The sequence below is a fragment of the Kurthia sp. ISK08 genome, assembly GCF_046159805.1.
Classification (GTDB): Bacteria; Bacillota; Bacilli; order Bacillales_A; family Planococcaceae; genus Kurthia; species Kurthia gibsonii.
The window spans coordinates 171,732-186,383 of sequence record NZ_JBJXHL010000004.1; the positions used below are offsets into that span (position 1 = coordinate 171,732).

14 protein-coding genes are annotated in these 14,652 nt (G+C 36.2%); 1 reads left to right on the top strand and 13 read right to left on the bottom strand.

Annotated elements, in window-relative coordinates; genetic code table 11:
- Nucleotides 1–41 precede the first annotated feature (41 nt).
- The 9 genes from ACKVQX_RS09580 to ACKVQX_RS09620 form a co-directional block, all read right to left on the bottom strand.
- Nucleotides 42–557 (bottom strand): DapH/DapD/GlmU-related protein, encoded by a 516-nt coding sequence (locus tag ACKVQX_RS09580; protein ID WP_068451178.1) that lies wholly within the window; start codon nucleotides 555–557, stop codon nucleotides 42–44.
- Nucleotides 535–1,200, bottom strand: coding sequence for a pyrophosphatase PpaX (gene ppaX, locus ACKVQX_RS09585; RefSeq protein WP_409136262.1), 666 nt, complete (start codon nucleotides 1,198–1,200; stop codon nucleotides 535–537). The genes ACKVQX_RS09580 and ppaX overlap by 23 nt, the downstream gene beginning before the upstream one ends.
- Nucleotides 1,201–1,260: 60 nt before the next feature.
- On the bottom strand, nucleotides 1,261–2,070 hold the full coding sequence (gene lgt, locus ACKVQX_RS09590) for a prolipoprotein diacylglyceryl transferase (protein WP_068451169.1): 810 nt from the start codon (nucleotides 2,068–2,070) through the stop codon (nucleotides 1,261–1,263).
- 25 nt (nucleotides 2,071–2,095) lie between these two features.
- The gene (gene hprK, locus ACKVQX_RS09595) at nucleotides 2,096–3,019 is read right to left on the bottom strand and encodes an HPr(Ser) kinase/phosphatase (protein ID WP_285215394.1); all 924 of its coding nucleotides are present in this window, start codon (nucleotides 3,017–3,019) and stop codon (nucleotides 2,096–2,098) included.
- A gap of 119 nt (nucleotides 3,020–3,138) precedes the next feature.
- Nucleotides 3,139–3,447 (bottom strand): cytochrome c551, encoded by a 309-nt coding sequence (gene cccB / locus ACKVQX_RS09600; protein WP_068451163.1) that lies wholly within the window; start codon nucleotides 3,445–3,447, stop codon nucleotides 3,139–3,141.
- 97 nt (nucleotides 3,448–3,544) lie between these two features.
- A complete protein-coding gene (locus ACKVQX_RS09605) occupies nucleotides 3,545–4,783 on the bottom strand; it encodes an EAL and HDOD domain-containing protein (protein WP_068451161.1) in 1,239 nt (412 codons plus the stop codon).
- A gap of 271 nt (nucleotides 4,784–5,054) precedes the next feature.
- Nucleotides 5,055–5,528: an S-ribosylhomocysteine lyase gene (locus ACKVQX_RS09610; RefSeq protein WP_068451158.1), complete on the bottom strand. Its 474-nt coding sequence runs from the start codon at nucleotides 5,526–5,528 to the stop codon at nucleotides 5,055–5,057.
- A 97-nt stretch (nucleotides 5,529–5,625) separates the two neighbouring features.
- Nucleotides 5,626–6,273, bottom strand: coding sequence for a VTT domain-containing protein (locus ACKVQX_RS09615; RefSeq protein WP_231726991.1), 648 nt, complete (start codon nucleotides 6,271–6,273; stop codon nucleotides 5,626–5,628).
- Nucleotides 6,274–6,393: 120 nt separating this feature from the next.
- Nucleotides 6,394–8,352 carry a S9 family peptidase gene (locus ACKVQX_RS09620; RefSeq protein ID WP_409136263.1) on the bottom strand — a complete coding sequence of 653 codons (1,959 nt, stop codon included), beginning with the start codon at nucleotides 8,350–8,352 and terminating at the stop codon, nucleotides 6,394–6,396.
- Between the two features lie 292 nt (nucleotides 8,353–8,644).
- Between ACKVQX_RS09620 and ACKVQX_RS09625 the strand changes: the two genes are divergently transcribed.
- Nucleotides 8,645–10,021, top strand: a complete 1,377-nt coding sequence (locus ACKVQX_RS09625) for an amino acid permease (RefSeq protein ID WP_409136264.1) — start codon at nucleotides 8,645–8,647, stop codon at nucleotides 10,019–10,021.
- A gap of 46 nt (nucleotides 10,022–10,067) precedes the next feature.
- Here ACKVQX_RS09625 and ACKVQX_RS09630 read toward each other — a convergent pair whose 3' ends face one another.
- From ACKVQX_RS09630 to ACKVQX_RS09645, 4 genes are all read right to left on the bottom strand, one after another.
- A complete protein-coding gene (locus tag ACKVQX_RS09630) occupies nucleotides 10,068–10,313 on the bottom strand; it encodes a hypothetical protein (RefSeq protein ID WP_068451151.1) in 246 nt (81 codons plus the stop codon).
- Nucleotides 10,310–11,758, bottom strand: a complete 1,449-nt coding sequence (locus ACKVQX_RS09635; protein WP_068451149.1) for an AMP-binding protein — start codon at nucleotides 11,756–11,758, stop codon at nucleotides 10,310–10,312. Before ACKVQX_RS09635 ends, ACKVQX_RS09630 begins: the two co-directional genes overlap by 4 nt.
- Nucleotides 11,759–11,963: 205 nt before the next feature.
- Nucleotides 11,964–13,904, bottom strand: coding sequence for an FtsX-like permease family protein (locus ACKVQX_RS09640; protein ID WP_068451147.1), 1,941 nt, complete (start codon nucleotides 13,902–13,904; stop codon nucleotides 11,964–11,966).
- Nucleotides 13,876–14,649 (bottom strand): ABC transporter ATP-binding protein, encoded by a 774-nt coding sequence (locus tag ACKVQX_RS09645; protein ID WP_068451145.1) that lies wholly within the window; start codon nucleotides 14,647–14,649, stop codon nucleotides 13,876–13,878. Before ACKVQX_RS09645 ends, ACKVQX_RS09640 begins: the two co-directional genes overlap by 29 nt.
- Between the last annotated feature and the right edge of the window lie 3 nt (nucleotides 14,650–14,652).

A 14,652-nucleotide genomic window follows, 5' to 3' on the forward strand; every position in this document is an offset into this window, starting at 1 on the left:
CTTTATTTCCTCGAACATGCCTTTTTTTCTTCTATTTCGTATTAAGATTTTTCAGATAATTTCTTTTCTCGTTGTTCCTTTGTATAAATAATTTGCATAGGGTTCCCACCAACCATCGCGCCTGCTGGTACATCTCGGTTCACAAGTGTCATTGCCGATACTACTGCATCATCGCCAATTGTAACACCTGGTAAAATGGTTGAATTGGCTCCAACCATGACACGACTCCCAATCTTCACATCACCTAATCGGTACTCATCAATTAAATATTCGTGCGCTAAAATCGTCGTGTTATAGCCAATAATCGTATCGTCGCCCACTGATATTCGTTCAGGAAACATCGTATCCGGAACAACTTTTAAAGCGAAAGCTGTTCGCTCACCGACTTTCATATGTAGTAGATGGCGATAGAGCCAATTTTTCATCGCTAGAAATGGTGTGATGCGTGCGATTTCAATGACGATAAAACATTTCGCCACTTTCCAAAAAGAAACCGTCTTGTAAATTTGCCATAAAGAAGAGGCTCCCTCTACTTTATAGCGTGTCGTTTTGCGCATAGGCTTCCACTCCTGTAATTTGATATAAATCACGCATATGGTAAAGCATATAAGTTGGGTGTAGTGCTTCTAAAAATGCTGCTCCCTTCAACGACCAAGCGACACCTGCTGTATGAACACCTGCATTTTGTCCGCCTTCAATATCGTGATAGTTGTCTCCAATCATAATAACTTCATGCTTTTGTAAACCAAGTTCTTGTAGAGCGAGTAAGACAGGTTCTGGATGTGGTTTAGTATGTTCGACCTCATCGTTACTAATAATTACATCGAATAGTTCTTCTACACCTAATACATGTAAACCAGTTAAAATAGCTTCACGTCTTTTTGTTGAGACAATGGCTAATTTTAAACCAGCTCTCTTCAATTGCTTTAGTACTTCGACTACACCGTCAAATTCTGAGACCAATTCGTCATGGTGCGTACGATTCCACGTAATATATTCTTTGATTAAAGTTTCAGCATTTTGTGGATCAATTGCTGTAAATGTTTCTTTTAAAGAAGGTCCGATAAATTGAGCCATATCTTCTTTTTTATATTTCCTAGGAAATTTTGGTGATAAGACATGATAAAAAGTTTCCATAATTAATTCGTTTGTATCTAATAATGTACCGTCAAAATCAAATAATAATCCTTTATAATGCATAGCTAACACTCCTTTTATATAAAACAACCCGGGCTACATGATGTAGTTCCGGGCGTTCTACTATTTATCTTTATAACGTACAACTGGATTCATCTTCTTACGACGATAAATCATCACAATTGCCGCAATAACTAATGCAATTAATGATACCATCTGCGCTGTACGAAGTGGGCCAATGTACAAACTATCTGTACGAAGTCCTTCTACGAAATAACGCCCGAATGAATACCACATCACATAGATTAAGAAAATTTCCCCACGTAATAGATTCACTTTTCTAAGTAGTAATAAAACAATCAATCCGACAATATTCCACATTGATTCGTAAAGGAATGTCGGGTGATGATAAAATCCTTGAACATTCATCTGTTCAATGATCCAATTTGGTAAATATAGGCTTTCTAAAAATGAACGCTCTACGACACTACCGTAAGCTTCTTGGTTCATGAAGTTGCCCCAGCGCCCGATAATTTGACCGATTAAAATCGATGGAGCTAGAATATCGGCTACTTTCCAGAAGTTGACGCCACGCTTTTTACAGAAGATTAATACAGTAATGGCACCACCAATCAGTGCACCATGAATGGCAATACCACCTTGCCATATTTGAACAATCTGTCCTGGATTCTCTTTATAGTAACTCCATTCAAATAATACATAATAAATTCGGGCACAGATGATTGCAATTGGAACCGTCCAAATTAATAAATCTGTTAAAAAGTCGTCTTTAAAACCTCTTTTGGTCATTTCACGCTGCGCAACTACATAGGCAATGATAATACCTGTTGCGATTAAAATCCCATACCATCGAACCGCTACAGGCCCTAAATTAAAGGCTACCGGATCAATTTGCATTAATAAAAAATCCATCTCTTTCTCCTTCCACGTACAGGACTTACCCCTGTCCTTGAATTACATCTTCTAGTCTCTTTGTAAATTCTTCCGCAGAATTAACACCAAGATTTTTTAGACGGTGATTCATTGCCGCTACTTCAATAATAACCGATAAGTTTCGTCCCGGCCTTACAGGAATTGTCAGCTTCGTTAAATCGGTATCTAAAATACGCATTGTATCTGTCTCGATTCCTAGTCTATCATATGTTTTTTCGGAATCCCAAACCTCAAGGTCGATGACAAGAGAAATTCTTTTATGGCGACGAACAGCTGAAGCACCGAACATTGTCATAATATCGATAATTCCAATACCACGAATTTCTAACATATGTGCAATAAGCGGCGGCGCATTCCCAATCAGTGTGTTCTCACTCTCTTGGTAAATTTCAACACAGTCATCTGCGACAAGGCGATGGCCTTTCTTTACAAGCTCTAGTGCTGTCTCACTTTTACCGACACCGCTATTTCCTGTAATGAGTACGCCTATTCCATAAATATCAACCAATACACCATGTACAGCTGTTGAAGGTGCTAAACGACTCTCTAAATACGTTGTCAGCTTACTTGAAAAACGTGTTGTTGATAGATTCGTTGTTAGTACTGGTACATGATTTTCTTCCGAAGCTATACGTAATTCTTCAGGTACTTCCATATTATGCGAAATAATAATAGCAGGAGTATCTTCTGCACATAACTTTTGCATGCGCTCAATTCTTTCCGCCTTTGGTAACATTAAAAAGAATGATAACTCTGTCTTGCCGAGTAACTGTACACGCTCTGCTGGATAGTGCGTGAAATAACCAGCCATCTCTAAACCCGGTCTCGAAATATCACTTGTTAAAATGTGACGACCAATTCCTTCTTCCCCACAAATGAGATTCAAATTAAATACTTCCATTATATCTCTCGTACATACTTGTTCCAACTTGTTCACGTCCTCTCAATCGTACGTTTATTTTATCATGTAGCGTGCGGAATTTCTTCCTTAAAACGATACAAAAAAACAGCTCGATTGTCATTTCTACAATCAAACTGCTTTTTAAATTACTTTTGAGTTGAAAGCCACTCTGCAACTGCTTTTGCTTCGTCGCCTTTGACAATACCACCAGGCATGCCACCTTGACCATTTTCAATAATGTCTAAAATCTCTTTTTCAGATTTCTTTGCACCGATATCTTTAATTGAAGGTGCATTCCCATTATTTAATTCATTCCCATGACAGCTAATACATTTCTGTTTTGCAATCTTTTCACCATCTACTTTTGTTGAATCACCTGATCCTGATTCACTTGAACCACAAGCACCTAAAAGTAATGCCGAACCAAGAATGGTTGCAAAAAATACTTTTTTCATGTCTTCCCCTCCAGTACAAGCTTCTTCATTCTAACTTATTATACAATAACAGGATTCATACATAGATTTCAATTATCACGAAAAAAGGAACTTTCTATTAAACTAATTGGAAGTTTGTTACCCATTGATTGGCTTTTTCCACAAATTCAAATAGTTCGTCTGTTTTTAGTTGAAGCTTATCTTCTAAACGTGTTACTTCTTCCCAATCTAAACGTTCTAGTGCAATTGCCATATCTAAAACAGGAGATAGGGCTGTTTCACTTCCTGAAATCGTTTCAACAATTTCATCTGACAAAGGTAACTGCGCCAAAATAATGTTCATTGGTTTTTCTAATAAAGCATCAATTAATGAGAACATACCCACTAAAAAATACTCTGAGTGATTACGATAACCAATTCTTTTCGCCATGAGCTCACATAATTTGGCACGACAAAGTGATGTCTTCATTAATTCTTCATACATATCCGCTTTAGGCTTTTTACTCCACTCACGATAAATTAAAATTTGCACCCATCTTTGCAAATCCGTTAATCCGAGTAGTAAAATTGCTTGTTTAATCGAACGGATTTTTCGTTTCGTTCGTTTAGAAGAATTATTAATGAGCTTTAATAATTTGAAAGAAAGCGCAACATCATGTTCAATATGATCAACTAGCCCATCAATATCTGGTTCTGCACTATTTAATAAAGCAATTACTTTATAATATTGCAGCATATTTGCTGGAATTTCATTACCTTTAATAATTTGAGGCTGTTTAAAATAGTACCCTTGAAACAACTTATACCCAATCGTTCTAGCTTCTAAATATTGTGCTCTCGTCTCTACTTTTTCTGCAAGCAATGTGATATGTGGATAATGTCTTAATACTTTCTCTTCAATTTCATGTCGTTCTACTTCTGTCGATAGCAGAAAATCCACTTTTATGTAATCAACATATTGAAAGAGCTGGTCATATAAACTCACATGATTTTGAAGAACAAAATCATCTAAAGCAATGCGAAACCCCCTATTATGAATCTCTTTGACACGCTCCACTAAATCAGCTGTGATTGGCACATCTTCTAATACTTCTACTACCACTTCTCGCGGTGATAAACTTTCAAAAATATCACTTTTTAATAATGTATCCGTAAAATTAATAAAGCATGGCTTACCACTCGCTAATTCATCAAAACCAATTGAAAAGAAGGAGTTTATAATGACCTCTACCGTTGCTAAATCGGAGTCTACAGCCATATATTCATTCTGTTCTTGGCCATTTCTATATAAGAGCTCATAAGCAAATAATTTTTCATTTTCATCGAAAATCGGTTGTCTACCGATAAAAATCTCCATTTTCCTACTCCCTCACTATTTCGTCCATTTTATTATAGCAATATTTATGACTTTAGTCTTTATCTTCTATATAAAATATATAATTTTTGTACCATACATACAGTTATTCTAACCTAATAAATAGAAAATATTTCACATTTAATTATTTTTATGATAATATCATTTGGATTATTTGGTAAATATTATAAATTTATTCTATCATAAAAAAAGGGAAATCGGCTATTTTAGCGATTTCCCTTTCATTTTTATTTTATTTTAATATAACAATTAGTTACTTAGTCTCATTAAAGATAATTGACCATTCTGTTTTCTTATCTAACATCTCTTTCGCTAACTGTTTTGCGCCTTCTAAACTATGGCTTGCTGCCCAGCCACACTGAACTTCGTTACATGCTGGGACTTCTGTTGCGTCTACAACATCTTGTAATGTATTTTCTAAAATTGTTAATACTTCATCATAGTCTGTATGATTAATCATCGATAAATAAAAACCTGTTTGACATCCCATCGGACTTAAATCTACTACGTAATCTGTATGATTACGAATATTTTCAGCCATTAAATGTTCAATTGAGTGAAGTGCAGGCATCTCCATATGCTCTTTATTCGGTTGTTTAAAGCGAATATCGTATTTATATACCTCATCTCCGTGCTGCCCTTTTTTAATTCCTGCTAGGCGAACAAATGGTGCCTGTACTTTTGTATGATCTAAATTAAAACTTTCTACATTCATTTTTTCTGTCATCATAAAAACCCCTTTTAAATTCATTATTAAGAATATTCTAACATATATTTATTTAAAAAAAGACCTTTGCTATTTTTTAAGCAAAAGTCTTTTTATTTTACGATGTAGTTGATTTTCTCGATTTGATAAAGCCAACGAATGCTGGAATAACCGAAAGGAAAATAATCACAATTAATACGGTAGAGAAATTCTCTTTTACAATTGGGATATTACCAAAGAAATAACCAAGTAATGTACAGCTTCCCACCCATAACGCCGCGCCTACGATGTTATACATTAAGAAGTAGCTATACTTCATTCGACTTGCACCTGCAACGAATGGAATAAATGTACGAATAAAGGGCATAAATCGTGCGATGACGATTGTTTTACCGCCGTGCTTATTAAAGAACGCCTCTGCTTTATTCATCTTTTCTTGATTAATCATTTTCCCCATAAGTGTACCTGGACGAATCGTTGTCCCTACTTTTTTACCGATTTCATAATTTAATGAATCACCAATTACAGCAGCAAAGAAGAACACAAGAAGCAATGTTGGTAAGCTTAATGAACCAATTGCGGCAAATGTTCCTGCGGCAAATAATAGCGAGTCCCCTGGTAAGAATGGAAAAATAACAAGACCTGTCTCAACAAAAACGATTGCGAATAAAATACCGTATGTCCAGTTGCCAAAGTCTCGAATGATTTCTACAAGATGTTGATCGATGTGTACAATAAAACTAATAATATATTCAATCATGCTAATCATCTTTTTTCATCCACAATCCTTTTCTATGATTTCTTTGTCTATCATACCTTTTTGTATATAAACTGTCATGTGAAATTGAACGTCACCATCATGGAAAAGTTGCTATTTTAAAGAAATTTACAATTTCTTAACAAACCAATTTTGAATGGCTTCTAATCGTTGTAAACGCAAATTCGGTAAACCAGTTCGTGATAAATCATGATTCGCCTGTTCAAAACGAATAAACTCTACCTCTTTCCCCATTGACTTCATTGTTGCATACAGCTGTTCTGCTTGTTCAATCGGACAACGATCATCTAATTCTCCATGTAGAATCATCAGTGGTGTTGTACTATTTTTGACATATTTTAATGGCGAATGCTCCCAAAGTTTGTCTACATCATGCATATCCCCTTCAATTTGCCATGGTGTGAAATAGTAACCGATATCGGATACGCCAAAGAAGCTCACCCAATTTGAAATAGAACGTTGCGTCAATGCAGCTTTAAATCGGTCTGTATGTCCAATAATCCAGTTCGTCATAAATCCACCATAACTACCACCTGTTACACCTAGACGACTTGAATCAACCCATGCGTATTCTGATGTTGCTAAATCCACTGCTGCCATTAAATCTCGGTAATCACCGCCACCATAGTCACCACGACAACCATTTACGAACTCTTGGCTATAACCATGACTACCACGAGGATTCATGTATAGGACACCATAACCTTCTGCAGCGAGTAACTGCATTTCATGCATGAATGTATTCGCATACATCATATGTGGACCACCATGAATCGCTAACATCAATGGATATTTCTGTCCTTCTTGGTATTGAGATGGTTTCATCAACCATCCCCATACAAGTTGTCCCTCATTCTCCACTTGAATAATTTCTGGCTTAACTAGATGATGTGTTTGTTCATAGTTTTCATTGAATTGTGTAAGTTGATGACGTTCGCCTGTTGTAACTTCATGTAAATAAAGGTTACTAACGGTTGTCGGTGACGAACAAGTAATCAATGCATATTGTCCATCCTTTGTGATGTCATACCCGTAAATATGTTCTTCTTCAGGTGTAGCAGGATAGATTGCCCCACTCAATGTTGCGTAGTACAGGCGTACATCGCCCATTGATGACATTTGGAAGTAGAGATCATTTCCTTCCGTCCAAACAACAGAAGGTGCTTGAACACTCTGTTGTACATCGCCAATTGCATAGTCTCCAACAGGTAAGTCCATCATCGCGGTTAATGACCAAGCGGATTGCTGTGTTACATCGTATACATACACTTCATTATGTGTGGCATTACGATAGGGTTCGTTTGGCGACACCTCAAAAGCAATGTAAGCTCCGTCATGTGAGTACGTTGCTCCACCTAACGAACCATCCATATCAAAGATTTTTTCCATTGTTTTTTCTTCTATTGAATATTGTAAGAGTTGCATCGAAAAATCGTCATCTTTTGCTGTAGACCAATTCGTTAATAATACTGTCTGACCATCAGGCGAAACATGCTGTACACTATAATTCGTTTCGTCTTTTATAAGCGGTGTTATTTCCCCAGTTGTCACATCCAACTTTGCAAAAGCAGCATATTGTTTCGTATTGAGTAAACCTACACCATTCAATTTATAGCGCATGCGATCGACATGATAGGCTTCTGGTTTTTTCTTCTCTTTCTTTTCTTCTAAAAAACCTTGCTCTATTTTTGCTGTAAAATAAATTGTCGCATTATCTATATGCCATTGATAGGAAGTAATGTGACGTAACTCCTTTACAACTGCTCGCGCTTCCCCGCCATCAATCGGTAAAATATATAAAGTTGCCTCTTTCTCCCTTGTTGAAATAAAGGAAACCATCTTGCTATTTGGAGACCATTGAACCGAAGAAATACGTTCTTTTCCAAAAGTAAGCTGTTGTATCTGTCGTGTTTGTAAATTTAATTGATACAAATAGTTATAGTACGTATTTTCTTTTTCGTCTATTACTGTTTTCAGAAAAACAGCCTGTAACTGATTTGGTGCGATAATAGGTGTCGCAACTGATACCAATTCAAATAAATCTTCTTTTTCTACATATTTTTTCATCTAATTCACACTCCTCTACTACCATTATAAACCTGTTATAGAAAATATCACAAATCTAATTAATACACAATATTTCTCGTTATACTTTAAAAGTAAATCAAAAATACATAAATTTTCTATCTTGCCTATTTCTTCATATCAGTGTACACTTTTTAAGTATTATAAGTGCTTGAAACCACTTGTATTTTCTGAATTTTTAAGAGATATAATCTATTTATATCATGTGAATTGGAAAACATTATGCTATCATGTTATGGAAACACAAAAAATGCACTAAGGGGAGTTGTTTTTTATGAGTAATAAGCAACCAGAACTCAAGCGAGGTCTCGAATCAAGACATATTGCATTGATGTCGCTCGGCGCTGCCATCGGAGTAGGTTTATTCCTCGGTTCAGCTGGCGCTATCAAAATTGCGGGTCCAGCAGTCTTACTGACATACGCAATGGGCGGTCTTGTTATTTTCTTTGTTATGCGTGCTTTAGGTGAAATTGCAGTTGAAATTCCTGTAGCAGGATCATTCAGTCGTTATGCACAACAGTTTTTAGGACCACTAGCTGGATTTATTACGGGGTGGAATTATTGGTTCTTATGGATTGTAACGTGTATGGCAGAAATTACAGCAGTCGGTATTTATATGACATTATGGTTCCCGGATTCACCAAAATGGGCTTGGGCACTTGCAGCACTTGTTGCGATGACATTAGTCAACTTAATTGCCGCAAAAGTATTTGGTGAATTCGAATTCTGGTTCGCCTTTATTAAAGTATTTGCGATTATCGCGATGATTGTAATTGGTTTAGCTGTTATTCTATTTGGGATTGGCAACGGTGGTGTTGCAACCGGTTTCTCTAATTTATGGTCACATGGTGGATTCATGCCAAATGGATTCTCAGGCGTAATCGGCGCATTACCAATTGTTATGTTCGCATATCTAGGGGTGGAGATGATTGGCGTAACAGCTGGTGAAGCAAATCATCCAAAAAAGACATTACCAAAAGCAATTAATACGGTATTATGGCGTGTGTTAATTTTCTACATAGGTGCATTAACCGTTATTCTATCAATCTATCCTTGGAGTGATATGGACGGTCAAAGTAGTCCATTCGTTATGATGTTTGACCAAGTAGGTATTCGCTATGCTGCTGGTATTATTAATTTTGTCGTATTAACAGCTGCTTTATCAAGCTGTAACAGTGGTATTTTCAGTACAGGTCGTATGTTATTCAACCTAGCTGGTCAAAAACAAGCACCGAAAATTTTCCACAATGTTGGAAAAACAGGTGTACCAACTGTCGCAATTCTATTCTCAGCTATTGTTTTATTAATCGGTGTTGTCTTAAACTACTTCGTAGATGAAAAAGTATTTATCTATTTAACAAGTGTGTCGACATTTGGTGCCATTTGGACATGGCTCATTATATTATTTGCGCAAATTAAATTCCGTAAAACACTGACGGGCGATCAAGTAAATAAGCTGTCATTTAAAAATATTTTTTATCCATTAGGTTCTTACTTTGCAATCGCTTTCTTATTCATGGTTGTTGTGCTTATGTATTTCAACGTGGATACACGTATTGCACTCATCGTAGGTCCTATCTGGATTGCCTTACTCATTTTCTTCTACTTTGTTGTTTACAAAAAGCAAAAGAATCAAGGCGATTCATTCTAAATTTCAATACGAAACAGGCTGAAGCATATATGCTCCAGCCTGTTTTTTATTTTGAATCCGTATTTTTTTGTTCAGTCTGTTCATTGTATTTTTGTTCTTGTTGCACTTTTTCACGCGTTTGTGAAATTGGATTACGCCCATCCATATCGGGTCTTGTACCTGAAGTCGCCTCATCAAATGGTGCATATATGTGATCTGCTTTATTGTGTCGGAATAAATATCTGAAAATCACATAAATCACAAGAATAACGAGTATTAGACTAATCGCTCCCCAAACAATTGTTGCAATCATCTCAGTTCCTCCTCTGCTAATTGTCTTTTCAATACCTTACCTGTAGAATTCTTTGGTAATTGCTCGACAATTCGTATTTCTGTAGGACACTTATACTCTACTAAATGCCCTTCACAATACATTTTCAAACGTTCTGGATGAATTTCTTCTTTCAACGTAATATATGCACATACCTTTTCACCGTATTCTACATCTTTTAATCCAACAACAGCTGCTTCTAATACCGCTTCGTGTTGATATAAAACTTCCTCAACTTCTCGTGGATAAACATTATATCCACCTACAATGATTAAATCTTTTTTACGGTCAACAATAAATACATAACCCTCTTCGTCCATATAGGCTAAATCACCTGTGTATAGCCAGCCATCTTTTAAGACATTAGCGGTTTCTTCAGACATTTTATAATAACCTTTCATCACATTCTTACCACGTACTGTTAATTCACCAATCTTCATACGCGGCACTTCAAGTCCTTGTTCATCTACAATGCGATTTTCTACATGAACGATACTCTGCCCGATTGAACCCACTTTTTGTTTACCTAAAGGATTAAAACATGTAACGGGAGACGCTTCGGATAAGCCATACCCTTCTGAAATACGAAGCTGGAATCGTTCTTCAAATTGTTCAATTACTGCCTTTGGTAAAGATGAACCGCCTGAAATAGCTAAACGAATTGAACCGAGTGGCTTTTCATAACTAGATTCTGTATGTAGTAAAAAATTATACATAGTAGGAACGCCCGCCATAACAGTGGCTCCTTGTTCATTTGCTGCTTCGAAAATTCGAACAGGGCTAAAATGTGATTGAAGAAGTAGTGTTGCACCTTGTAAAAGTGGTGCATTGACAGCTACGGTCAATGCAAAAACGTGAAATACAGGTAATACTGTAATCATACGATCATCATGATAAATACCTAGAAATTCTGCTACATCTCGAGCATTTTCAAATAGATTTTCATGCGTTAACATAGCTCCTTTGGGATGACCTGTCGTACCTGATGTATATAAAATAACAGCCACATCTGCCATAGAATGTATATGAATATCTTGTAAACAGTTGTTTATAGAGGATAATTCAACTATTTCCACAGAACATACTATTGCCTCTAATGCTTGATATTGTTGTGTGACCAGTACAGTCTTTGCATCACTTTGTTCTAGAATGTATTGAATTTCGTGTTTAGTGTAATTTGGATTAATTGGAATGGCTGTTGCCCCCATTGCCCAAATTGCATAGAGTGAAAAAATAAAGGTTGGCTCATTGCCTATCATAATCGCAATATGGTCCCTTGCTTTGTACCCTTTCTCCTTTAAATCTCGTTGAATTCCTTCGATTACACGACTCATTTCTTCGTATGTATAAGATTCACGTTCTGCTTGAATCGCTAATTTAGTTGGATTTTTTCGCACATTTTCAATAAAGCTGTTCAAAAGACTCATATCATCACACTCCTATTACGTTACATTGTATGTTAATTTTTTGCATTTCACAATGTTAAGAAAAAAACAGATTGGGACAAAACAGTTCATCTTCTTTTTTAGCGTTCGCAACAAAAAACTGGAACCGCACCATAGCGCGATTCCAGTTCTTCTTATGCTCATGTGGGGTCATGTTTTTACACTTATCCCCAAATTTATTTTTAAATTAAATATTTATTTTTAAATGCGCTAAATAACGCCAACGAATGAGATAAAAATAGAGCAATTGTAAGAGTGATACGCCAATCATCACTAAAATAATCTCCCTCATAATTGACAAATCTGCAATACCTCGCCAAAATACTTGTAAAGAGATGAAAGCAAATAAGCTATTCACCATCGCAATCGCCCATGGTAAAAAGAACTGTGGAATGAGTTGTCGATTAACGAGTTTACGAATTTCTTTTTTCGTTACACCCATTCGGTACAATGTTTCATATTGTTTTTTCTCTTGTTCTAGATTCGTATAAAGTTTGAAGTAAATAAAACTTCCCGCAGCTAGGAAAAAGACTGCTGCAGCTAATAAACCAATGAATAATAACAGTGCGAATGTCGAACGAATAAACGAATAATCTAAACCTGTATTTTCAAAATAAAAAGGTAATGATGCTTCAGTTCCCATCGCATAAGCAGTATTAATCATCATTTCTAGGTCATGCCCTACATATTTAGTATCTTGCCATTTTGGGACATTAAAAATATAAATATGACTTGAAGACTGTGTACCATTCATGCCTGTCATAGGTGCATAAATACGTTTAAAATCTTCATCACTGACAATAATTTGATTCGTCCCTAACTTATCTGCTGGGAATACAATTTTCGGATAGGCAGAATCAATATGTAGTTTCACATTTGATTCTTGTAGCGTTGTATAAACATTTTCTTTTGATAGCATTTTTAATGACTCTTCCGAATACGCTAAGAAAAGTGCCTGTCCTTTTTCTAGTGAGACAAGTGGATAACCTAACGAAACAGCTAAATTATTCAAATCTTTTTCGCTAATAATCTTAACAGGTGCATACGTTTTAGAAGAAGTCTGCCTTTTTACGACGACACGATCTAATCGATAACTTAATCCCTCTTCTTGTAGTTCATGTTGAAGGTTCGTAATATGACGATGTTCATACGGGTTGTCTGCTGAACTTGTATATACGAGACTGAGTGGATTCAATTGATGATATTTATGCGAAAATGTTGATAGTGAACTCAATGTGCCAATCGCTAAAAAAGCGAGCGTTGATACCATCGACGAAATGAAGAACATGCGTGCATTCTCTTTTAACATGGCTGCTACTTCTGAAACAGATAGTAAACGATATTTACGCCAGTAAACATGTTTATTTTTCCGAATGAGCTTTAAAAAGACTTGTACTGTATCTGTAAAGAATAAATACGTACCGAGTGTCACGATTGGTGGTAATAATCCTGCTAATGTCACTAAGTTACTCTTCGTCGCATTGGCAGCTAAAACGTACCCTACAACCAGTAATACCATACCAAAGATTGCACGCGCCCATGAGAATGTGACATCTTCTGGTTTTCGCTGTGTTCCTTTAATTAGTTGAATGACATGATCGTCTTTAATCGTAAAAATACTCACATAGGAGATGACGATAAATAGTGTCATAAACGTACCAATCGTAAGTGCAAAAGGCTTCCATGAAAAATAAAGTGCAAGCGATTTAATCTCTAAAATTTCACGTACAACCATGAAAAAGAACTTTGAAAAAACAAAGCCAAATAGAATACCTAAAATGACTGAAGTCATACCAATAATTAGAATTTCTAAAAGAACTAAACGATTCAACTGTTTTTTTTCCATTCCTAATTGCATTAAAATACCGAATTCTTTTGAACGCGCTTCTAAAAAGGCACGTACAGAATAGAATAAAAAGAACAGCATAAATAACACTAAAATAATTTCCGCAATAAACATCCCACGAAATGCAATCTCTGTTACAAATTCATTCTCAACACGCGGATGATACATGAGCATGGAATAAATGAAAAATACCATGACCGATGAAATACTTGCCATAAAAAAGGCCGCATATACACGGCTATTTCGAATGACATTACGGAAGGCGAACTGACGTAAAGTCACCAACATTCCCCCCTAGTAAGCTCAAGACATTCAAAATCCCTTGGAAGAATGTTTGTCGCTGATTGTCTTTATAAATTTCATTGAAAAACTCCCCGTCTTTAATGAACAGTACGCGGTCACAATAACTTGCTGCAATCGGGTCATGTGTTACCATAACAATTGTGGCGTTTTCTCGTTGATTAATGCGTCCTAATAACTCTAGTACATCCTTTGTTGATTTAGAATCTAAATTCCCTGTTGGTTCATCAGCTAAAATCAGCGTAGGACGGTGAATTAATGCACGACCAATGGCTGTCTTTTGCGCCTGACCACCTGAAATTTCGTTCGGTCTTTTTTCTAAAATTTTCGTTAAGTCCAGTTCTTGTGCTAATACATCAATACGACGCTGCATCTCCTCTACATTCATACCATCAAGCGTTAGAGGTAGCACCATATTTTCTTCGACATTGAGCATGGGAAGTAAGTTGAAATCTTGAAATATAAAGCCGAGTTCTTTTCTTCTAAAGTAAGCAAGCTCTGTTTTATTTAAGTCATGTGGGTTCACACCGTCTAATTCAATCACGCCAGAAGTCGGACGATCAATCGTGGAGATAAGATTGAGAAGTGTCGTCTTGCCACTACCAGATGGTCCCATAATCGCTAGAAACTCACCCTTCTCTACTTCAAAGCTAAATTGATTCAAAGCACGATGCGTCACTTTACCTTCGTATACTTTCGTCACATCTTCAATTTTCAATAAAGCCATTTT